Source organism: Acidovorax sp. sif1233 (assembly GCF_019218755.1).
Lineage (GTDB): Bacteria > Pseudomonadota > Gammaproteobacteria > Burkholderiales > Burkholderiaceae_C > Acidovorax.
Genome location: NZ_JAHUWZ010000001.1, coordinates 66,970 through 88,123 on the forward strand (window position 1 = coordinate 66,970; position 21,154 = coordinate 88,123).

Consider the following 21,154-nt stretch of genomic DNA (forward strand, 5'->3'; position numbering starts at 1 on the left):
ACCGACCTTCACGTCCGCCGCCGCCCAGGCCGCGCAGCACCGCCATGGCAACACCGCGCAAGCATCCCAAGAAGAGCGACCGACGCCGCCAGTTGCGCGCCGAGGCCCGGACGCGCGCTGCGCGGGGCTGGGCGGGGTCGGACGGACCCGTGACCGTGCCCGAGCAACAGTTCCTGCGGTCCTGCGCCGTGGCCTTGCTGGCGGGCACGGTCGCATTGCATGCGCTGGGCGCGCTCATCTATGGCCAGCTGTCCATCTTTGTGCTGGAAGGCTTTGCCGACCTGCGCGGCCGCGTCGCCGTGTGCGCGGCGGTGGCCGAGGCCGCACTGGTGGCAGGCCTGGCACTGCACCTGATCGACGGCCACAGGCGGGGCAGGACGACCGCCGCGTGGTCGCACCGCCTGCTGGTGTGGCGTGCCAGCGCCTACATCCTGTTCGCCGTGCTGGTGCCGGTGACCTTTGTGCTGTGGATGGTGGACAGGCCGCGCTTCTCCATGGACCTGCCTGCGCAGCGCTGGCCGGGGCTGGCCGCGCAATCGGAATGGCTGTTGGCGCCCTTGCCCTGGGCCTGGCATTGGCTGCTGCCGGTGGCCAGCGACCGCCTGCAGGCCTGGCTGGTGGCCGGTGCGGTGCTGGCCGGTTGCCTGGGGGTGTGGTGCACGGCAGGCTCCACCAAGCGGTGGCGCACCGGGTACGCCTTCTATGGCCTGGCGCTGGTGCTGACCGGCTTCTGGGCCCTGGGAGGCGCCGTGTACCACTACACCGCCGGGCGGGGCTTGATTGCCGTGCAGGAAGCGGCCATGGCCGCCCTGCTGCAGGCGCGGCCTGGCTGGTACAACGCCGACACCCTGCTGTGGTTGCTGAGCGCCGGCTCGTTCACCCTCGCCGGTGTGCTGTTCATTGCGGGTGCGGCGTACATTCCGGCCGCAGCGCTGGCCCGCACGTGGTCGCATTAGCCACGACAGGAACAGAAGCAACAACGACCGGCGGGCTGTCAGGCACCGTGGCCTCGAGCGCAGGCACCAGCAACGCCTTCAGCACCCCCGCCACGATGCACGCCTGCGCCACGTAGTAGGTGCCCAGCACCCACACCTGCGACCACGGCAGGGGCTGCACGAAGCGGTGGGTGGCCAGCAGGGAATCGCTGAGCATGAAGAACACCGCCCCCACCGCCACCAGCACCGACGCTCCATCGCGCAGCACGCTGGCCCGACCGATGGCCTGCGCGGCCATCAGTGCAATCACCAGCACATAGGCTGCCACCGGCCCCCGCAGCGCGGCGGGCAACCCGCCCATCCACAGAAAGGCATACATCGCCACGCCGACACCGAGCGTGCCCGCCAGCGCGCCGCGGTGCGGAAACCACCGCTGCCCGGTCTTGAACAGCGCCACATAGAACAGATGGGCCACCAGGAAGCTCACCAGTCCGGGGATGAAAAAGCCCTCGAACATCAGAAACACATCGCCCGCCAGCGACCCTGCCAGCGCGGCACCCAGCAGTGCCAGGGTTTTTGATGCAAATCTGCCCCTGTCGCTTGACTGGTAAGCGCTGGCAGCTACCAAGACAATAGCAATCACCATGGTCAGCGGCTTGAACACCCAGTGCCACTGCACGAACCCCAGCGCGCTGGTGGCCGTGGCCAGCGCGCCGCTTTGCAGCACCAGGGCCATCAGCATGCCGATGCGCCCCTGCATCACCGCGCCCAGCGCCCACTGCGCGACCAACAGCGTGGCGAACCAGACGGCGTTCCTGGCCAGCGGCGCGCTGTCGGCCTGCCACAGAAAGGCCGCCACCCCCGTGAGCAGCAGCGCGAACTGCACCAGCGCGAACCACTGCACCGCGCGTGCCATCGGCGGGTGGTACAGCTGCATCTGCGCCATGCTGAAGGGGGGCTTGGGAAAACGCTCTGCCACATCGGCGGGCCGCCAGCCCGGGGGCTTGAGCCACACCCGGAGCTTGTCGGCCCAGCTGCGCGCATGCCAGCTGTCGTGCGCCAGGCCCGCGTATACCTGGGCATTGGCCCACAGCGGGTCCCAGCTGTTGAGCAGGCCGCGCGTGCCGTACACGCAGCGGTCCTGGTCGTCTTCGTCCTTGAAGGTGCCGAACAGGCGGTCCCACACGATGAGGATGCCGCCGTAGTTCTTGTCGAGATAGGCGTCGTTCACCGCATGGTGCACGCGGTGGTTGCTGGGGCTGCAGAACCAGCGGTCGAACCAGCCCAGGCGCCCCACCTGCTCGGTGTGCACCCAGAACTGGTAGAGCAGGTCGATGAGCGCCACCACCGCAAACACCAGCGGCGGCACGCCCGCCAGCGCCATGGGCACATAGAAGATCCAGCCCAGCGCTGCGCCAGAGCTGGTCTGGCGCAGCGCGGTGGACAGGTTGTAGTCCTGGCTCTGGTGGTGCACGGCATGCGCCGCCCACAGCACCGCCGACTCGTGCCCCATGCGGTGCAGCCAGTAGTAGCACAGGTCGTAGAACACCAGCGCCAGCAGCCAGCCGGGCAGGCTGGTCCAGAACGCGTCGTTGCGCCACAGGGCCACGTGCTCGAACAGGGCGGTGTAGATGCCGATGCGCAGCAGCCGCGTGAACACGGCGCTCGTCTGGCTGAGCATCCCCAGGCTGATGCTGCTGACCGCGTCGGCCAGCCGGTAGGTATTGCGCCGGCGCCGGTAGCCCACCACCAGCTCGATGGCGATCAGCAGGAAGAAGACGGGGGTGGCGAGAACGATGATCTGGCTGGGGCTCACTGGATTACCTCGGTGCTGCGCATTGCGGTGCGAGCTGGCTGGCGCGGCCCGGTGCGGCGCTCATGCCGCAGCATTCTTGCCCCAATCAGGTCAATGCGCCTCTGGCATCAACCCTGATGATGCGCTCGACCACGCCCGCGGCCAGGCCGCCGCGCACCCCGGTCATGAAGTCGTGCAGGTTCACCGTGGGGTCGCAGTGCCCCGGGATGAGCCACAGCATGCGGCCCAGCGCGGGCAGGCGGGCCTTGGGGCCATCGGCGTGGAGCACGCCGTGTTCGTCGCCTCCATTGGAAAAGCGCAGCGCGCGGTCCGGGGGCAGCAGGGCCACGGTGGGCAGGCCGGAGTCGATGGCGTGGCTCTTGTGGCCCGCGTCGCACACCGCATGGGTGTCGCGCACCGATACCACCTGGGTCTTGATGAAAAGCGCGTGCTCGAACGGGGGCTGCGCGGGTTCGCGTTCGTTGCGCGCGTAGTCGGCGTCCATGAACAGGAAGGATCCCGCCTGAAGCTCGCCGAACACCCCGCTGGCCGCCTCGTGCACCAGCGTGCCGGTGCCCGAGCCCGTGACCAGCGGCACGGGCACGCCGGCGGCCTCGATCAGCTGGCGCGTGTGTTCCGCGGCGCGCACCACGGCGGCGATGGCCTCCCTGCGGCCCACCGTGCTGGCCAGGTGCTGGGCACGTCCGTGGTAGGCCTGCAGCCCCGCAAAACGCAGGCGGGGGCTGCGCGCCACGGCCAGTGCCAGCGGCACGGCGGCCTCGCCCGGCGGCACGCCGCAGCGGCCCTGGCCGACGTCGATCTCGACCAGCACGTCGATGCCCGCGTCGCTGCCGGATTGCGCCATCGCCTCGTTCAGGCGTTCGATGCCCTCCAGGTGATCCACCGCCAGGCCCAGGCGGCCCCCCCGTGCCGCCAGCAGGGCCGCCAGCCGTGCCACGCGGTGCAGCTTGGGCATGGCGATGACCTGGTTGGTGATGGTGATGTCGTCCACGCCGCCCGCCGCCAGGGCCTCGGCCTCGGCGACCTTCTGCACGCACGCCCCCTGGGCGCCCGCGCGCTGCAGCTGCAGCGCGAGTTCGGCGCTCTTGTGCAGCTTGGCATGGGGGCGCCAGCGCACCTGGTGCTTGCGCGCGAAGTCGGCCATCCGCTGGATGTTGCGGTCCATGGCGTCCAGGTCGATGACGAGGGAGGGGGTGTCGATCAGGTCCACCCGCAGGCCGACGGTGGCCTGGAGGGCGTCAGGAATGGGTTTCATCGCGCGCTGCGTTGTCCAGGTGCTGGGTGTCGGCCCAACCCACGAGGGTCAGGCCATCCGGGGTCCACAGCAGCCGGTTGATGGCCGCGTTGGAGAGTTGCCAGGTGCGCGGCGCCTGGATGTCCTGGCGGGTGGCCAGGCGGTACAGCACGTCCAGCACACCGCCGTGCGCCACCATCACCACCTGCTCGCCCACATGCTGCTGGGCCAGGGCCGTCACGGTGCGCTCGATGCGCTCGCGCAGCGCCACCAGCGATTCGCCGCCCTCGGGCGTGTAGTGCGGATCGCGCTTGCGCCAGCGCAGGGCATCTTCGGGCAGCTCGGCCTCGATCTGCGAGAAGGTGCGCCCCTGGAAATGCCCGAAACTGCGCTCGCGCAGGCCGGGCTCCGCCGTGAGGGGCGCACCGGTGGCGCGGGCCACGGCCTGGGCCGTGGCTTGGGCGCGCTGAAGGTCGCTGGTATAGATGGCGGCGATCGACTCGCCCGCCAGGGCGCGGGCGACCTGGTCGGCCTGCCACAGGCCGGTGTCGTTGAGGGGGATGTCCAGGTGGCCCTGGATGCGGGTGTCCACATTCCAGGCGGTTTCGCCGTGGCGGATGGCGACGATGCGGGTGGCGTGCATGCAGGTGGCGGTGTGTGTGGGCGGGCGGGCGGAAATGAAACAGTGTTTGGTGAGCGTTCTTCAGGGCGCGGGCGGCGCCAGCGGCAGCCGCACCTGGCGTACCCCGCCGGGCGGCTTGGGGAATCCGCTGAGCGCGGCATCGAACAGCACGCCATAGACGGCCGGGTCGCTCACCCACACGTCCTCGTGCACGGCGGAGGTCTCGTACACCACGGCCTGCGTGGCCGCGTCGCGCAGCACGATGCTGACCGCGCGGCGGTGCAGGGGCGTGGGTTCGTTGAACCGCCAGGCGCCCTGCATGCCCCAGCCCCGGCCGTACCAGCCGCCAAAACCCCAGGGATAGGGGCCGTAGGGGCCGTACGGACGGAAGGGGTCGTGGCGCGGCACGGCGTCGGCGTGGGCGCCGATCTGCACGAGCAGCCGGGGGGCGGTCTCGTCGCGCTGCAGGCCCGCGCGCGCCAGCGCCTGGTCAGCCAGGGTGGCGATCGGGTCGAACGACGGCGTCTGTTGCGATGGCAGGCGCTCGATGCGGTAGGTGGCGGGCGTGGGCAGGGCCGCCAGGGTGGAAAAGCTCTGCACCTGGCCCTCGACGATCCGGGGGGCGCTGCTGCAGCCCATCAGGACGGCCGCGGCCGCATGCAGGAACAGGGTGGAAATCCATCGGCGCGTCATGGTGAAGCCTCCTGGGCGGAAGGAAAAGGGATTCCCGTCAGAGTGCTGCGGCACCCGGGAGGTTCACGACAGCTGGACCACCTGCACACCCGGCAGCGAGGGCGCCGGCGCCGAGAACTCCTCCTTGTCGAAGGCCTTGTCGCCGTCCTCGTTCGCCACGCCCGTGGCCTTGGCATTCTTGAAGTCGTACAGGCCGCCGTCGAGCAGGTGCGAGGGCACCACGTTCTGCAGGGCGTTGAACATGTTCTCCACGCGGCCGGGGAATTTTTTCTCCCACTCGCGCAGCATCTCGCCCACCTGCTTGCGCTGCAGGTTCTCCTGGCTGCCGCACAGGTTGCAGGGGATGATGGGGAAGTCGCGGTGCGCGGCCCAGCGGGCGGTGTCCTTCTCGGCCACGTAGGCCAGCGGGCGGATCACCACGTGCCTGCCATCGTCGCTCACCAGCTTGGGGGGCATGCTCTTCATCTTGCCGCCAAAAAACATGTTGAGCAGCAGGGTCTGCAGGATGTCGTCGCGGTGGTGGCCCAGCGCGATCTTGGTGCAGCCCAGCTCGTCGGCCACGCGGTACAGGATGCCCCGGCGCAGGCGGCTGCACAGGCTGCAGGTGGTCTTGCCCTCGGGGATCAGGCGCTTGACGATGCTGTACGTGTCCTCGTTCTCGATGTGGAACGGCACGCCGGTGCTCCGGAGGTACTCGGGCAGCACGTGCTCGGGAAAGCCGGGCTGCTTCTGGTCGAGGTTGACGGCCACCAGGTCGAAATGGATGGGCGCCCGCGCCTTGAGCTTGAGCAGGATGTCGAGCAGGGCATAGCTGTCCTTGCCGCCGGACATGCAGACCATCACCTTGTCGCCTTCCTCGATCATGTTGAAGTCGACGATGGCCTTGCCGACCTCGCGGCACAGGCGCTTCTCGAGCTTGTGGGTTTCGCGCTCGATCTTCAGTGGCGCAGGGATGCCTTCTGGCAGGCTAACGGAGGCGGACTGGGCGGTAGGAAGCATGGCGGGATTATCGCCCTTCGGCCTTCAGGGCATCAGGCCTTTCCAGCGCAAGAACCCCGCCGCCAGATTGGCCTCCGCCGGGGGGACGCGCGCTCTCTGTCGATTGATTTCGGCAATGACGCCGTGATGCGCTGTGGGCGGATCGGGTGGGCGTACCCAGTGTGTGCGATCGCCGTCCAGCTGCACGAACAGCAGATCAGGCTCGTCCTTGACCTTGATCAGCACGCGGTCTCTCTCCATTCCTTGTGCGTGAAAGATGTACCTTGGCTGCTGCCGAGGCTCGACAAAGCGGCCTTGAAAATCGCTGGTGCATGAGCGCATGCCCAGGGTGGACAGCACCGATGGAACGAGGTCTGCCTGTTGCCATTGCCCGGCAATGCTGCCGATGCCTCGGTAGCCAACGCCAGCGATGACGGCCGGAACCCGCGCATGCGCCGCAGGTCCAATGGTCCTGGCCTCACCGGGGCGCTGAATGGTCATGCTTCGGTGGTCCCCCATGATGATCAGAATGCCTTGGTCCAAAAAGCCCCGCTTTTCCAGCTGGCGCACGAAGTGACCCAGGGCGCGGTCCGCGTACCGCACCGCAGCCTCCTCGCCATGCTGACTGGAGCCCGGGATCACGAAGGGCGGGTGGGTGGTGATGGTTTGTATCACCGAGAAAAAAGGCCCAGGAGCGCGTTCGTGATCAAACCACTGCAGGTAGCGTTGGTATAGGGCTTCGTCTCCAGGATCATTGAACGAGCCCCGGGGCATGCTGTTGTAAAAGGGGTGTTCGGGCCCTTCGATATACGAGAACTGGAGTTTTTTCAGCCAGTCCCCCATGCCGATAAACCCCAGGTCGGAAGTCGAAAAATACGACGTTGGAATACCTGCCGCCTGCAGCGGGCCCAACATATCCTGCTTTGGGCTGTCATACCCTTGGTAAATGTCGATACTGTGGTAACGGTTGATGTTGGGAATGGGGGCATAGCCGGTCAGCAGCGCAATCAGCCCGCCGTCGGTGGAAAACCCGTTGGCATAGAAGGACTCCAGATGACCATATTTGCTCGCGATGGTGTCCAGTTCTGGGGTGTAGTCTTCGATGCCGGAAAACTTCTTGCTGTGGTAAAGCGAAAGTGATTCGACCACCAGCAGGATCACGGGGCGAGGTGCATGCCGGGGCTTGGCGCATGTTTGCGCGGGCGGTGCCTGACGCTCCAACTCTGCGCGCTTTTGCGGTGTGTAGGGCGTGTCGATGCCACTGGGGAGATTGTTGGTGATGTAGTCCGTGTAGACCTGCCCGGCAGCGTAGGGCGTCGTGGCTGGGAGGGTGCGGGCCGCGAGAAGGCCCAGCGCCGCCACCGTGAACACGCCCAAATGCTTGGCGCCATGGCGCATGCGCAGCGCCAACACCCAGAATGCGAGGCATCCCGCCAAGGTCAAGGTGAACAGCGCCGCCCCAGATGGTGACGCGAAGTGGGGTAGGGCCACGGTTTTGTTCAGTTCTACATCGTCCGCATATTTGATGATGTCGGTGATGTCGAGGCGAATGTTCAGCAGATCGGCAACAAAAACGTCCGTGCTGTAAAGCAGGAGAATCACTCCTCCCACGGCGGCCTTCAAAGGCCGGGCCCAGCGAGGTAGTACTCCGGCAAACCCTAGCAGAAGCACCAGCAGTCCAAAAACTCCCGCATCGTAAGCTGGGGCTTCCCAGCTCCAGCCGCAATGGCGGCAGTCGGTGGCAAGAACGATGGCATGGCGTATGTGGGAGAGCCGGACGAACATCAGACCGGTGCATGCCAGGGCGAGAATCAAGCTCCAAAAAAGAGTGCTGCGCTTGCTCACCACTGTCCTGTCTCTACGCGAATCGCCACTTCGCAGTCATCAAAAATCTCCAGCTTGGCGATCTTCACGCGCACGCCCAGCACGCCGGGCAGCTGCATGAGGCGGTGGGCCAGCTTGCCGATCAGGCTCTCGAGCAGGTTCACATGTTCGGCCCGGCATTCGTCGATGATGATCTGGCGCACCTTGCGGTAGTCCAGTACATGCAGGATGTCGTCGTCGCGCGGCGTGAGCGGCTGCACGCCCAGGCTCAGCTCGGCATCCACCTGGATGGGCTGCGGCGTCGTCTTCTCATGCGACAGGATGCCCAGGTTGGCGTCAAAGCGCAGTCCGGTGAGCGTGAGGATCTGGGTGCCAGCGGCGTTGTTCATGGATGGATGCTTTCTGCGTGAGCATGTGCTCACATCATGGAGAAGTCGCGCTCGAACTTCATCAGGTGCTGGCCGCCGTCGACCAGCAGCGTGGTGCCGGTGATCGAGCGGTTCTCCAGCGCGAATTTCACGGTCGCGGCCACGTCCTCGGCCGTGGACGATCGGCCCAGCGGGCTCAGTGCATGCAGCTGCTGGAACTTTTCCTGCGCCAGCATGTGGCTCGTGATCGTGAGGCCGGGCGCCACGCCGACCACGCGCACCCGCGGTGCCAGGGCCAGCGCCAGCATGGTGCCGGCGGCTTCGAGCGCCGCCTTGGACAGCGTGTAGCTCACGAAGTCGGGGTTCTGGTTCCAGAGCTTCTGGTCCAGCAGGTTGACCACGGCGCCCTGCGCGTCGGCCTCGCCCTTGGCAACGCGGTCGGCCACGTGCTGGTGCAGCGCCTGGGCCAGCAGCATGGGGGCGGCGGTGTTGCTGCGCAGGTGCTTTTCGAGCGCGGCAAAGCCAAAGGTGGCGGCGTTGTCGTGCTCGAACAGCGAGGCGCTGTTGACCACCGCATCCACGCCGCCAAAGTGCGCCACCACGCGGGGCAGCAGGTCACGCACGGCGGCCTCGTCCTCGAAATCAGCGTCAAAATGGGCGCTGGCGCTTGTCAGTTGTGCGCAAGCAGCTACGGTATCGATAGCATCCTGCTTGGATGAACGGTAGTGCACCGCCACCTGCCAGCCCCCCGCCGCCAGGGCCAGCGCAATGCTGCGGCCCAGGCGCTTGGCGGCGCCTGTGACCAGAACGGTGCGTGTGGGGGCGGGGTGAGACATGTGGGGTGGGAGACAATGCGGGCCGTGACCCAAAGACCCGACAGTTTAACGACCGCCCTGCACCAGCACATTGCCCAGGCCATTGCCGCCGAGGGTGGATGGCTGGGTTTTGACCGCTTCATGGCGCTGGCCCTGTACACCCCGGGCCTGGGCTATTACGCCAACGATTCCACCAAGTTCGGCGCCATGCCCGAGTCCGGCAGCGACTTCGTCACCGCACCTGAGATGACCCCGCTGTTCGGCCAGGCGCTGGCCGTGCAGGTGGGCGAGGCCCTGGCGCAGACTGGTACCTCCGAGGTGTGGGAGTTTGGCGCGGGCTCAGGCGCGCTGGCGCTGCAACTGCTGGATGCCCTGGGCGACCAGGTGCGGCGCTACACCATCGTCGATCTGTCGGGCAGCCTGCGGGCCCGCCAGCAGGCCAAGCTGGTGGCGCATGCCGACAAGCTGCGCTGGGTGGATGCACTGCCCGACCAATTCAGCGGCGTGGTGGTGGGCAACGAAGTGCTCGATGCCATGCCCGTGCAGCTGCTCGCCCGCCACGGCGGCCAGCAGAATGGGGCGTGGCACGAGCGCGGCGTGGTGGTGCAGGCTGACGGCAGCTTTGCCTGGGCCGACCGCCCCACCGGCCTGCGCCCGCCCGTCGACATCGACGGCCCGCAGGACTACCTGACCGAGATCCACGCCCAGGGCGAGGGCTTCATCCGCACGCTGGCCGACCGGCTCACGCGCGGCGCGGCCTTCCTGCTGGACTACGGTTTTGGCGAGAGCGAGTACTACCACCCCCAGCGCCACATGGGCACGGTGATGTGCCACCAGGGCCACCAGGCCGATGGCGACCCGTTGGTGGAAGTGGGGCGCAAGGACATCACCGCCCATGTCAACTTCACCGCCATGGCCCTGGCCGCGCAGGAGGCCGGGTTGAACGTGCTGGGCTACACCACGCAGGCGCACTTCCTCATCAACTGCGGGTTGCTACAAAAAATGGAGCAACTACCGCAAGCACAGCGGGCGATAGCGGCCAAATTGATCATGGAGCATGAAATGGGCGAGCTGTTCAAGGTGCTGGCCCTCGGCGCGGGCGAGGCGTGGGAGCCCGTGGGGTTCGTGCACGGGGACCGGTCGCACCGGCTGTAGTCAGGCCGCGGCGGGCCCGCCGGGCAACACCTTGCCTGCCGCGTTTCCCACCACCACGCCATCACTGCGGTCCTTCAGGCCCACGCCCGTCAGGGCCAGGCGCCGGGCCTCCTGGCACAGCCACCACAGGCGTGCTGCGGCAGCCGACGGCGCCAGCCCCTCGGCCCGCACGTTGGAGATGCAATTGCGCTCGGCATCGCTGCGGCCCACCTGCGGGTGCCAGGTGAGGTAGATGCCCAGGCTGTCGGGCGAGCTCAGGCCCGGGCGTTCGCCGATCAGCACCGCCACCAGGCGTGCGCCCAGCAGCGCGCCCACCTCGTCGCCCAGCGCCACGCGGCCCTGGGTGGCGACGACCACCGGGCCGATCCGCCAGCCCTGCGGCGCGGTGCGCACGATGGTTTCCACAAGGGGCACGGCGTTGCGCTCGACGGCCAGGGACGAGAGCCCGTCGGCCACGACCACAAGCAGGTCGCAGCGTGTGTGGCCGTCTCCCAGACCGCGCAGCCGCTCCGCATCCGCATCGCCAAGCCGTCGGCCGAGATCGGGCCGCAGCAGGTAGGTGGCGCGGTCGGGCGCGGCGCTGGCCACCTGCAGCGTGCTGCAGCCCAGCGCCCTGATTTGTGCCGCCAGCGCCTCCGCGCCGAGCTGCAGGTGCACGGCATCGCGCGCCTGCGCGTGGGCCAGGCCAAAGCTGAGAAGCTCGCGCGTGGGGACGGCCGTGCCCGCGCGGCCCAGCGCCAGCCGCGCGGCGGTGTGGGCGCGCAGGTCATCCCAGGGGTCGGGCAGAGGGCCGGTGATAGGGGCCGGCTCGCTCATCTCCGCATCCCGATCTGCCGCAGCTGCGCAATGGCGGCCTGCTGCTGTGCGGCAGGCAGCAGCCGGCCCGCGCCATCGGCCAGGTGCATGCGCTGCAGCCAGGCCTCGAACTCGGGCGCGCGTTGCAGGCCCAGCACCTCACGCAGGTACAGCGCGTCGTGGAAGGAAGTGCTCTGGTAGTTGAGCATGATGTCGTCGGCCCCCGGCACGCCCATGATGAAGGTCAGGCCCGCGACGCCCAGCAGCGTCATCAGCGTGTCCATGTCGTCCGAATCGGCCTCGGCATGGTTGGTGTAGCAGACGTCGCAGCCCAGCGGCACGCCCAGCAGCTTGCCGCAGAAATGGTCTTCGAGGCCGGCGCGGATGATCTGCTTGCCGTCGTACAGGTACTCAGGGCCGATGAAGCCGACCACCGTGTTGGTGAGCAGCGGCGAGAACGCGCGCGCCACGCCGTAGGCCCGGGCCTCGCAGGTCTGCTGGTCCACGCCGTGGTGGGCGTTGGCCGACAGCGCGCTGCCCTGGCCGGTCTCGAAATACATCACGTTGTCGCCCCGGCCATCGCCAAAGTCCGTGCCGCGCTTCAGGGACAGGGCCGCCCCGCGCGCCTCGCGCAGCAGGGCCAGGTTCACGCCGAAACCCGCATTGGCCTTCTCGGTGCCCGCGATGGACTGGAACACCAGGTCCACCGGCGCACCCTGCTCGATCATCTGCACGGTGTTCGTCACGTGGGTCAGCACGCACGACTGCGTGGGGATCTGCAGCTTGGTGATGACGTCGTCCAGCATGTGCACCAGCCCCGTGAGGGCCGCGATGCTGTCCGTCGCCGGGTTGATGCCGATCACCGCGTCGCCCGCGCCGTACAGCAGCCCGTCGATCATCGACGCGGCGATGCCACGCACATCGTCGGTCGGGTGGTTGGGCTGCAGGCGCACGGCCAGGTGGCCCGGCAGGCCGAGGGTGTTGCGAAAGCGCGTGACCACCCGGCAGTTGCGCGCCACGGCGATCAGGTCCTGGTTGCGCATGAGCTTGCTCACGGCGGCCGCCATCTCGGGCGTCAGGCCCGGTGCCACGGCGGTCAGGGCGGCCGGGTCTGCGGCCAATAGCCAGTCACGCAGCCCGCCCACGGTGAGGTGGGCGATGGGGGCAAAAGCCGCCGCGTCGTGCGTGTCGATGATGAGGCGCGTGACCTCATCGACCTCGTAAGGCACCAGCGCTTCGTTCAGGAAGCGCGCCAGCGGCACGTCGGCCAGGCACATGCGCGCGGCCATGCGCTCCACCGCCGAGCCGGCCGCGATGCCAGCCAGTGTGTCGCCCGAGCGTGCGGGCGTGGCCTTGGCCATCACCTCGCGCAGGTCGCAGAACGACCAGCGCTGGCCGCTGACGGTGTGGTGGTAGGTCGCAGGCATCGGCAAGGATGGAAGTGGGCCCGGTGGCGATGATGGCATGTGCGTGCCGCAGAGCGCCATAGCGGGTGGGAGCCACAGGGCACGTTAGCTGTTTTGGTTGTTAACAACTGAGAAAACCTTCGTTCCCTGAATAAGCAACGCGGCCTAGAGTGCGGACGTCGGGGCACGCCTGTCCCCATTCCTCACGAGGCTCCCATGTCGGCTGTTCCGTCATTCCCGTCCCTTTCCGCCACCGATGGCGACGCGCCACCGCAAGGTCTGGTGATCCGCACTGTGGCGGGCTCTGCCGGCCCGCTGGGGGCCGAGGTGCTGGGCCTGGACCTGTCGCGCCCGCTGGGCCGCGAGGACTTCGCGCGCATCCACCGCGCGCACCTGGACCACCATGTGCTGGTGTTCCGCGACCAGCGCATCACGCCGCAGCAGCACATCGACTTCAGCCGCCTGTTCGGGCCGCTGCAGATCCACGTGCTCAAGAACTTCCAGCTCGCGGACCACCCCGAGATCCTGATCGTCTCCAACATCAAGGACGCTGCGGGCCAGCCCATCGGCCTGGGCGATGCGGGCCACTACTGGCATTCGGACCTGTCGTACAAGGACAAGCCCAGCCTGGGCTCGCTGCTGCACGCGCAGGAGCTGCCGGGCGAAGGCGGCGACACCCTGTTCGCCGACCAGCATGCCGCCTACGATGCGCTGCCCGAAGCGTTGAAGGCGCGCATCGCGCCGCTCCAGGCCGAGCACAGCTACCTGGCCAAGTACGAAGAACTGCGCGCCAGGAGCCCCTGGCGCCCGAAGCTCACCCAGGCGCAGATCGACGAGGTGGCGCCCTCCATCCACCCCGTGGTGCGCACCCACCCCGAGACGGGCCGCAAGGCCCTGTTCGTGAGCGAGCACTTCACCACCCGCATCGTCGGCCTGCCCGAGGCCGAAAGCCAGGCCCTGCTGGCCGAACTGTTCGCCGCCAGCGTGCGCCCCGAGTTCACCTACCGCCACCCGTGGCAGCCGCACGACCTGGTGTTCTGGGACAACCGGTCTGTCATGCACTTGGCGGCGGGCACGCCAGACACCGAACGCCGCAAGCTGTACAGAACCACGATCGAAGGCGACCTGCCTTTCTGAGTTTGCTCTGTTTTTGATAGCTTTCAGCGCTTGTTGGATAAGAGCTGGGGCCATATTTTGTTTGATTTTTGATTTGAAGGACTTCCATGACCACCTCCACCCACCACCGTTTTGACCGCCGAAGCCTCGGCCGCAGGACCGCCGCGTGGCTCGCTGCCACGGGCCTGCTGCTGGCCGGTGGGTTGAGCGCCACGGCCCATGCAGCCGAAGGGCAATTGCGCATCGCACAGCAGTTCGGCATCGTCTACCTGCTGCTCAACGTGGCGCAGGAGAACAAGCTCATCGAGAAGCATGGCAAGGCCGCGGGCGTGGACATCAAGGTCGAGTTCCTGCAGCTGTCGGGCGGTTCGGCCGTCAACGATGCGCTGCTGTCGGGCAACATCGACATCGCCGGTGCCGGCGTGGGCCCGCTGTTCACGCTGTGGGACCGCACCAAGGGCCGCCAGAACGTCAAGGGCGTGGCCTCGCTGGGCAACTTCCCCTACTACCTGGTGAGCAACAACCCGGCCGTGAAGACCATTGCCGACTTCACCGAGAAGGATCGCATCGCGCTGCCGGCCGTCGGTGTCTCGGTGCAGTCGCGCGTGCTGCAGATGGCCTCGGCCAAGCTCTGGGGCGAGAAGGAGTTCAACCGCCTGGACAAGAACCAGGTGGCCCTGCCGCATCCCGATGCGGCGGCCGCCATCATCAAGGGCGGCACCGAGATCACGGGCCACTTCGGCAACCCGCCCTTCCAGGAGCAGGAACTGGTCGGCAACCCGAAGGCGAAGATCGTCCTCAATTCGTACGACGTGCTGGGCGGCCCGGCATCGGCCACCGTGCTCTACGCCACCGAGAAATTCCGCGCCGAGAGCCCCAAGACCTACAAGGCCTTCGTCGATGCGCTCGACGAGGCCGCGAAGTTCGTCGCCGCCAACCCCGAGAAGGCGGCCGACATCTACCTCAAGGTGTCGGGCGGCAATACCGACCGGGGCCTGCTGCTCAAGATCATCCAGAACCCTGAGGTGCAGTTCAAGGTGCGTCCCGAGAACACGCTGGGCATGGGCCAGTTCCTGCACCGCGTGGGCGCCATCAAGAACCAGCCGACCGCGCTCAAGGACTATTTCTTCGAAGACGCGCACACGGCGTCGGGCAACTGAGTGGGCCTCCTGGCATGAGCGAGCACACCCTCCGCATGGGCCCCTTCTCGCCGCCGCTGCAGAGCGAACGCAATGCGCTGGAGGACGAGGCGCAGGCACTGGGCTGGGCCATGGGCGAGGGCCGTGCCTCCGCCGCGCCCACCCGCCCCAACGCCGCCTTGCTGCAGGTGCAGGGCGTGAGCATCGCCTACCGCACGCGCGAGCGCGTGGTGCGTGCCACGCACCGCGTGGGTTTCGACGTGTTTGCGGGCGACCGCTTCGTGCTGCTCGGTGCCTCGGGCTGCGGCAAGTCCACCTTGCTCAAGTCGATTGCCGGCTTCATCGCGCCCAGCGAGGGTCAGATCCTGCTCGGCGGCCGCGCGGTCACGCGGCCCGGCCCCGACCGGGTGGTGGTGTTCCAGGAGTTCGACCAGCTGCCGCCGTGGAAGACCGTGCGCGAGAACGTGATGTTCCCGCTGCTGGCCTCGCGCAGCGTGAGCCGCAAGGAGGCGGCCGAACGCGCGGCTTTGTACATCGACAAGGTGGGCCTGTCCAAGTTCGCCGACGTGCATCCGCACCAGCTCTCGGGCGGCATGAAGCAGCGCGTGGCCATTGCGCGCGCGCTGGCCATGCAGCCCCAGGTGCTGCTGATGGACGAACCCTTTGCCGCGCTCGACGCCCTCACGCGCCGGCGCATGCAGGAAGAACTGCTCTCGCTGTGGGACGAGTTCCGCTTCACGCTGATCTTCGTCACGCACTCCATCGAAGAGGCGCTGGTGGTGGGCAACCGCATCGCCATCCTCTCGCCGCATCCGGGGCGGCTGCGCGCCGAGGTCAACAGCCATCAATTCGGGCTGTACAGCCTGGGCGGCACCGAGTTCCAGGCCACGGCCCAGCGCATCCACCGGCTGCTGTTCGACGAACCCGCCGCCGGTGCCGTGCCGGGATCGGTGCAGGCCGATACCGAAGCTCTGGCACCTGGCCGCCGTGGTGGCGTGCCGCTCATTCCCCCACAGCGGCCTGCCGGTTCGCTGCCCTTCCAGATTTCCGTATGAGTGCCTCCCTGCTGACCCCTCCCGTGCGCCCCGAGTTCGAGCGCAGCCTGGAGCCGCTGGGCGGTATCGCGCCCGTGTTGCCCCTGCCGCTGACGGCGCGCATCTGGCAGCAGACCTTTGTGCGCAAGCTCGTGATCCTGGCGGTGCTGGCCGTGCTATGGGAGGTGGTGGCGCGCTGGCAGGACAACGACCTGCTGCTGCCCACCTTCCTGCAGACCGCCAAGGCGCTGGTGGAGGGCCTGGCCTCGGGCGAGCTGATCGGCAAGACGGCGATCTCCCTGTCGGTGCTGCTCAAGGGCTATCTCGCAGGCATCCTCGGGGCCTTCGTGCTCACCACGCTGGCCGTGTCCACCCAGTTCGGGCGCGACCTGCTGTCCACGCTGACCTCCATGTTCAACCCCTTGCCGGCCATCGCGCTGCTGCCGCTGGCGCTGCTGTGGTTCGGCCTGGGGCAGGGCAGCCTGGTGTTCGTGCTCATCCACTCGGTGCTGTGGCCGCTGGCGCTCAACACCTATGCGGGTTTCCAGTCCGTGCCCGAGACGCTGCGCATGGCGGGCCGAAACTACGGCCTGACCGGCATCCGCTACGTGCTGCAGATCCTGGTGCCGGCCGCGCTTCCCTCCATCCTGTCGGGCCTGAAGATCGGCTGGGCCTTCGCCTGGCGCACGCTGATCGCGGCCGAGCTGGTGTTCGGCGCGTCGTCGGGCAAGGGCGGGCTGGGCTGGTACATCTTCCAGAACCGCAACGAGCTCTACACCGACAAGGTGTTCGCGGGCCTGGTGCTGGTGATCCTGATCGGCCTGGCGGTGGAGAGCCTGGGTTTCCACACGCTGGAACGGTTGACGGTGCGGCGCTGGGGCGTGCAGCGCTGAAGGGGGCGGCGCCAGCCCGGCGCTCGTGGCGCGGGATGCCGTGAGGGCACGCCGCATGCCTGCGCCGTGGGGGGGCGACCGGGCCTGCAGCCCTACACTGTGGGCATGATCCGCTGGCTTCTCGTCATCTTCCTGGCTCTGATGTTGCTGAGCTGGCTGTCGCCCCTGCTCAGGCGCATGGGGTTTGGCCGCCTGCCCGGCGACCTGCGCTTTCGCTGGCTGGGCCGGGACTGGGACGTGCCCTTGGCGTCGACGCTGCTCCTGAGCTTTGTGGTGAGCTTGCTCACGAAGTTGCTCTGACCCCCTGCGGCACGCGCACCGGGGCAGAATGTGCCGCCGCGCGTGGCGGCTTCAGTCGCCTGCCGCCTGGAGCGCCTGCAGGAACGACCTGCGCCACCAGTGCACGTCATGTTCGCGGATGCGCGCCATGAGCTTTTGGTGGCGTGCCTGGCGCTCGGCCAGCGGCATCTGCAGTGCCTGCTGGATGGTGTCGGCCATGCCCTGGGTGTCGTAGGGGTTCACCAGCAGCGCTTCCTTGAGCTGCTCGGCCGCTCCCGCGAAGCGGGACAGCACCAGCACCCCCGGGTCGTCCGGGTCTTGCGCCACCACGTATTCCTTGGCCACCAGGTTCATGCCGTCGCGCAGCGGCGTGACCAGGCCCACGGCGGCGGCGCGGCACAGGCCCGGTACCCGCTTGCGCGCCACCATGCGGTGGATGTAGCGCACCGGCATCCAGTCCAGCTCGCCATAGTCGCCGTTCACCGCGCCGCACAGCCCCTCCAGCTCCTGGCGCAGGTCGGCATAGGCATGCACGTCGTCGCGCGAGGGCGAGGCGATCATGATCATGGTGGCGCTGTTGCGGTTCTCGGGGTAGCGGTCGAGCAGCTCGCGGTAGGCGCGCACGCGGTGCGGTATGCCCTTGGAGTAGTCCAGCCGGTCGATGCCCAGCAGCAGGCGCCGGCGCGAGTACTCGTCGCGCATGTTCTCGTAGGTTTCCACCGCGTCGGGGGCCTGCGTGAGGCGCGTGAACTCGTCCACGTCGATGCCGATGGGAAAGGCCTTGACGTGCACCGTGGCGCCAAAGGCGCGCAGGCGCTGGGCATCCACCTCCTCGGCACTGCCTTCGTTGCGCACGTAGCGCGTGAAGTGCGACACGTCGGCTTCGCTCTGCAGGCCCACCAGGTCGTAGGCGAACAGCGAGCGCATCAGCCATTCGTGCTGCGGGATGGCCGCCATGATGAGCGGCGGCGGCATGGGGATGTGCAGGAAGAAGCCGATGCGCTGCCTGCAGCCCATGGCACGCAGCTCGGCGGCCAGCGGAATCAGGTGGTAGTCGTGCACCCAGATGATGTCGTCGTCGCGCAGCAGGGGCAGCAGCTTGCGCGCGAACATCTGGTTCACGCGCCGGTACCCCGCGATGTAGCGGGTGTTGAAGTCCGCCAGGTCCAGCCGGTAGTGGAACACCGGCCAGAGCACGCTGTTGCTGTAGCCGTGGTAGTACGTGTCATGGTCTTCGCGGCACAGGTCCACGGTGGCGAGCGTCACGGGGCCCGCCTGGCGGGTCTGGAGCTCGCCTTCGCCGGGCGTGCCCGCCTCCGCGATGTTGCCGCTCCAGCCAAACCACAGGCCGCCCGTGCGGTTGAGGGTGTCGCCCAGTGCCACGGCCAGACCCCCGGCTGCGGGTTTGCGGGGGTCTGCGATGCGGTTGGATACGACGACGAGGCGGCTCATCCCCCGATCATCGGCGGGGTTGGGGGGCGCCGCCTGTCGGACACGGCCTCAAATCACGCTGTCCCAGGGCGCGGACAGGCGCACGGCGGCGTTGATCACGCCCACCATCGAATAGGTCTGCGGGAAGTTGCCCCACATCTCGCGCGTTTCGGGGTGCGTGTCTTCGGACAGCAGGCCCAGCGGGTTGCGCGCGGCCAGCATGGTCTCGAAGATGGCGCGGGCCTCGGCCTTGCGGCCGATGCGCGCCAGCGCGTCGATGCGCCAGAAGGTGCAGATGTTGAAGGCGGTCTCGGGCTTGCCGAAATCGTCGGCCGCCTCGTAGCGGCGCATGTAGGGGCCGTCGCACAGGCTCTTTTCCATGGCCTCCACGGTGCTCACGAAGCGCGGGTCCCTGGGGTCGATGAGGCCGACCTCGGCCATCAGCAGCACGCTGGCATCGAGTTCATGGCCGCCAAAACTTTCGGCGAACGCCTGGCGCGCTTCGCACCAGGATTTGTCGAGGATCTCGGCGCGCATGCGGTCCGCATGCTGCTGCCAGTGGCTGGCGCGGTCTGCCAGTTGCAGGGTGGCGGCGATCTTGGCCAGCCGGTCGCAGGCCGCCCAGCTCATCAGCGCGGACGAGGTGTGCACCCGGGCGCGCGTGCGCAGCTCCCACATGCCCGCATCGGGCTGGCCATAGACGCGCACCGCGTTCTCGCCCACCTGTTCCAGCCGCGTGAATTCGGCCAGGCCCGCGCGGTGCAGCAGGCGGTGGTCGTGGAAGGCCTGGGCCGCGCCCAGCACGATGTTGCCGTACACGTCATGCTGGAAATGCTCGGCTGCCTGGTTGCCCACGCGCACGGGGCCCATGCCCCGGTAGCCCGCCAGCTGGGGCACGAGGCTTTCGGGCAGGTCGTGCTCCAGGCCAATGCCGTACAGCGGCTGGATGTGGCCGTCGCCGCCTTCCACCACCACGTTGCTGAGCCAGCGCAGGTAGTCCTCCATGGTGCCGACCTCGGAGATGCTGTTGAGCGCGCGCACCACGAAGAACGCGTCGCGCAGCCAGCAGAAGCGGTAGTCCCAGTTGCGCCCGCTGTGGGCGGATTCGGGGATGCTGGTGGTCATGGCCGCCACGATGGCGCCCGTGTCCTCGTACAGCGAGAGCTTGAGCGTGATGGCCGCGCGGATCACCGCGTCCTGCCACTCCAGCGGCACGGCCAGGGCGCGGGTCCAGTTGCGCCAGTACGAGGTGGTTTCCTGCTCGAACAGGCGGGCGGTGTCGGCGATGCCCTCCACCAGCGTCTCGTCGGCTCCCAGCAGGAAGTTGTGTTCGCGCGTGAGCACGAAGGCCTGGCCCGACAGCACGTGCGAGACCGGCGCATCGGTGGACAGGCGCAGCGTCATGCCCTCGCCCACATAGCGGATGTGGTTGCTGCCGCGCGTGATCCGGGGTTCCGTCTGCCCCCAGTCGTAGCGCACCTTGAGCGCCACGCGGATGCGCGGCGCGCCCTGGATGGAGCGCACCCGGCGTACCAGCGTCATGGGCCGGAAGTAGCGCGAGCGGCTGTAGAAGCGCGGGGCGAAGTCGGTGATCTCGATGCCGTGGCCGGCCTTGTCGAACAGCTGCGTGCGCAGGATCGCGGTGTTGGGCTCGTACCACTGGTGGGCCGAGGCCAGGTCTTCCAGTTCGACGGCGAAGTGGCTGCCCCCATCGCCGGGCTGCAGCAGGGCGTTGAAGACCGGGTCGCCGTCGAACCGGGGCAGGCAGCACCACACCATGCGGGCGTGGTCGTCGATCAGCGCGCTGATGGCGCAGTTGCCAATCATGCCCAGGTTCAAGGACCCGGGCTGGGGTTCGGTGGCTGGCGTGTTCATCGTTCGCGCTCCCAGGTGGTGCGTGCAGAAGACAGCCAGCCGCGCAGCGCGGCGGATGTCATGCAGCGGTGTTGTGCCATGGTCGGCCCCTCGCCGACCTTGATGCCCCATCCCCCCAGCGCCTGCACGGCGGCAAAGCCGGCCTCGTCGGTGACGTCGTCGCCCACGAAGACCGGCGTGCGGCCCGCGAACGGCGGCTGGGTCATGAAGTCGACGATGGCCTGGCCCTTGTGGACTCCACGGGGCTTGACTTCAAAGACACATTTGCCGCGCAGCAGTTCCACGCCGTCCAGGTGCTGCATCGCGCGCACCAGGGTGTCGTGGCACAACGCTTCCAGCGGGGGGGCCAGGCGGTAGTGCAGGGCCACGCTGGCGCGCTTGGCCTCCACCAGCAGGCCGGGGTGCCGCGCCGCGAGGTTCCGCGCGGCCTGCAGGACGGGCGCCAGGTCCGGCGGCTCGATGGCGGGGTGGGAGGTGTCGCCCAGGCGGTATTGCGCCCCGTGTTCGCTGGCCAGCGGCAGGCGCAGCGGCGCGAGGAATCCATCGATGTCGGACTCGGGCCGCCCGGTCACGATGGCCAGCGCCCCCCCCAGATGGGCATGCAGGGACGCCAGTGTGGGAACCAGGCCGGAGGCTACGCGCACCGCCTCGGGGCGCGGTGCCAACTCGGTCAGCGTGCCGTCGAAATCGAGAAAAAGCGCATGGGCAGTTGTCAGTAACGGGAGCAGCTGCATGGGGCAGGACCT

20 protein-coding genes are annotated in these 21,154 nt (G+C 68.2%); 7 read left to right on the forward strand and 13 right to left on the reverse strand.

What is annotated here, in order from left to right:
* Positions 1-44: 44 nt before the first annotated feature.
* A complete protein-coding gene (locus tag KW843_RS00295) occupies positions 45-956 on the forward strand; it encodes a hypothetical protein (RefSeq protein WP_218293111.1) in 912 nt (303 codons plus the stop codon).
* Here the strand turns inward: KW843_RS00295 and KW843_RS00300 are convergent.
* From KW843_RS00300 to KW843_RS00335, 8 genes are all read right to left on the reverse strand, one after another.
* Positions 898-2,751, reverse strand: coding sequence for a lysoplasmalogenase family protein (locus KW843_RS00300; protein ID WP_218293112.1), 1,854 nt, complete (start codon positions 2,749-2,751; stop codon positions 898-900). The two genes, KW843_RS00295 and KW843_RS00300, sit on opposite strands and share 59 nt — an antisense overlap.
* An 85-nt stretch (positions 2,752-2,836) precedes the next feature.
* Positions 2,837-4,006: a DSD1 family PLP-dependent enzyme gene (locus tag KW843_RS00305; RefSeq protein WP_218293113.1), complete on the reverse strand. Its 1,170-nt coding sequence runs from the start codon at positions 4,004-4,006 to the stop codon at positions 2,837-2,839.
* Positions 3,990-4,628, reverse strand: coding sequence for a histidine phosphatase family protein (locus KW843_RS00310; RefSeq protein WP_218293114.1), 639 nt, complete (start codon positions 4,626-4,628; stop codon positions 3,990-3,992). Before KW843_RS00310 ends, KW843_RS00305 begins: the two co-directional genes overlap by 17 nt.
* A gap of 60 nt (positions 4,629-4,688) precedes the next feature.
* The gene (locus KW843_RS00315) at positions 4,689-5,300 is read right to left on the reverse strand and encodes a DUF4136 domain-containing protein (protein WP_218293115.1); all 612 of its coding nucleotides are present in this window, start codon (positions 5,298-5,300) and stop codon (positions 4,689-4,691) included.
* 63 nt (positions 5,301-5,363) lie between these two features.
* Positions 5,364-6,299: a tRNA 2-thiocytidine(32) synthetase TtcA gene (gene ttcA, locus KW843_RS00320; protein WP_218293116.1), complete on the reverse strand. Its 936-nt coding sequence runs from the start codon at positions 6,297-6,299 to the stop codon at positions 5,364-5,366.
* 24 nt (positions 6,300-6,323) lie between these two features.
* Complete coding sequence (locus tag KW843_RS00325; RefSeq protein ID WP_218293117.1) at positions 6,324-8,123, reverse strand: LTA synthase family protein; 1,800 nt, start codon at positions 8,121-8,123, stop codon at positions 6,324-6,326.
* Positions 8,120-8,491 (reverse strand): dihydroneopterin aldolase, encoded by a 372-nt coding sequence (locus KW843_RS00330; RefSeq protein ID WP_218293118.1) that lies wholly within the window; start codon positions 8,489-8,491, stop codon positions 8,120-8,122. Before KW843_RS00330 ends, KW843_RS00325 begins: the two co-directional genes overlap by 4 nt.
* A gap of 29 nt (positions 8,492-8,520) precedes the next feature.
* Positions 8,521-9,306: an SDR family oxidoreductase gene (locus KW843_RS00335; protein WP_218293119.1), complete on the reverse strand. Its 786-nt coding sequence runs from the start codon at positions 9,304-9,306 to the stop codon at positions 8,521-8,523.
* A gap of 15 nt (positions 9,307-9,321) precedes the next feature.
* Here KW843_RS00335 and KW843_RS00340 point away from each other — a divergent pair, with 15 nt between their 5' ends.
* Positions 9,322-10,440 carry a class I SAM-dependent methyltransferase gene (locus KW843_RS00340; RefSeq protein ID WP_218293120.1) on the forward strand — a complete coding sequence of 373 codons (1,119 nt, stop codon included), beginning with the start codon at positions 9,322-9,324 and terminating at the stop codon, positions 10,438-10,440.
* Here KW843_RS00340 and eutC read toward each other — a convergent pair whose 3' ends face one another.
* Positions 10,441-11,256, reverse strand: a complete 816-nt coding sequence (eutC, locus tag KW843_RS00345) for an ethanolamine ammonia-lyase subunit EutC (RefSeq protein WP_218293121.1) — start codon at positions 11,254-11,256, stop codon at positions 10,441-10,443.
* Positions 11,253-12,662 (reverse strand): ethanolamine ammonia-lyase subunit EutB, encoded by a 1,410-nt coding sequence (locus tag KW843_RS00350; RefSeq protein WP_218293122.1) that lies wholly within the window; start codon positions 12,660-12,662, stop codon positions 11,253-11,255. Before KW843_RS00350 ends, eutC begins: the two co-directional genes overlap by 4 nt.
* Positions 12,663-12,857: 195 nt before the next feature.
* Here KW843_RS00350 and KW843_RS00355 point away from each other — a divergent pair, with 195 nt between their 5' ends.
* From KW843_RS00355 to KW843_RS00375, 5 genes are all read left to right on the forward strand, one after another.
* Entirely contained in the window at positions 12,858-13,778 is a 921-nt protein-coding gene (locus KW843_RS00355) for a TauD/TfdA family dioxygenase (RefSeq protein WP_218293123.1), read from the forward strand.
* 86 nt (positions 13,779-13,864) lie between these two features.
* The gene (locus KW843_RS00360; RefSeq protein ID WP_218293124.1) at positions 13,865-14,917 is read left to right on the forward strand and encodes an ABC transporter substrate-binding protein; all 1,053 of its coding nucleotides are present in this window, start codon (positions 13,865-13,867) and stop codon (positions 14,915-14,917) included.
* A gap of 14 nt (positions 14,918-14,931) precedes the next feature.
* A complete protein-coding gene (locus KW843_RS00365) occupies positions 14,932-15,951 on the forward strand; it encodes an ABC transporter ATP-binding protein (protein ID WP_218293125.1) in 1,020 nt (339 codons plus the stop codon).
* Positions 15,948-16,823, forward strand: a complete 876-nt coding sequence (locus KW843_RS00370) for an ABC transporter permease (protein WP_218293126.1) — start codon at positions 15,948-15,950, stop codon at positions 16,821-16,823. Before KW843_RS00365 ends, KW843_RS00370 begins: the two co-directional genes overlap by 4 nt.
* A 105-nt stretch (positions 16,824-16,928) precedes the next feature.
* The gene (locus KW843_RS00375; protein ID WP_056164478.1) at positions 16,929-17,123 is read left to right on the forward strand and encodes a DUF2905 domain-containing protein; all 195 of its coding nucleotides are present in this window, start codon (positions 16,929-16,931) and stop codon (positions 17,121-17,123) included.
* A gap of 51 nt (positions 17,124-17,174) precedes the next feature.
* On the opposite strand, the gene otsA is transcribed toward KW843_RS00375, so the two are convergent.
* Genes otsA through otsB form a run of 3 tightly spaced genes read right to left on the reverse strand, consistent with a single transcriptional unit; the run spans position 17,175 to position 21,142 of the window.
* Entirely contained in the window at positions 17,175-18,554 is a 1,380-nt protein-coding gene (gene otsA / locus KW843_RS00380) for an alpha,alpha-trehalose-phosphate synthase (UDP-forming) (protein ID WP_218293127.1), read from the reverse strand.
* A gap of 48 nt (positions 18,555-18,602) precedes the next feature.
* Positions 18,603-20,408, reverse strand: a complete 1,806-nt coding sequence (locus tag KW843_RS00385) for a glycoside hydrolase family 15 protein (protein ID WP_218293128.1) — start codon at positions 20,406-20,408, stop codon at positions 18,603-18,605.
* Complete coding sequence (gene otsB / locus KW843_RS00390; protein ID WP_218293129.1) at positions 20,405-21,142, reverse strand: trehalose-phosphatase; 738 nt, start codon at positions 21,140-21,142, stop codon at positions 20,405-20,407. Before otsB ends, KW843_RS00385 begins: the two co-directional genes overlap by 4 nt.
* Between the last annotated feature and the right edge of the window lie 12 nt (positions 21,143-21,154).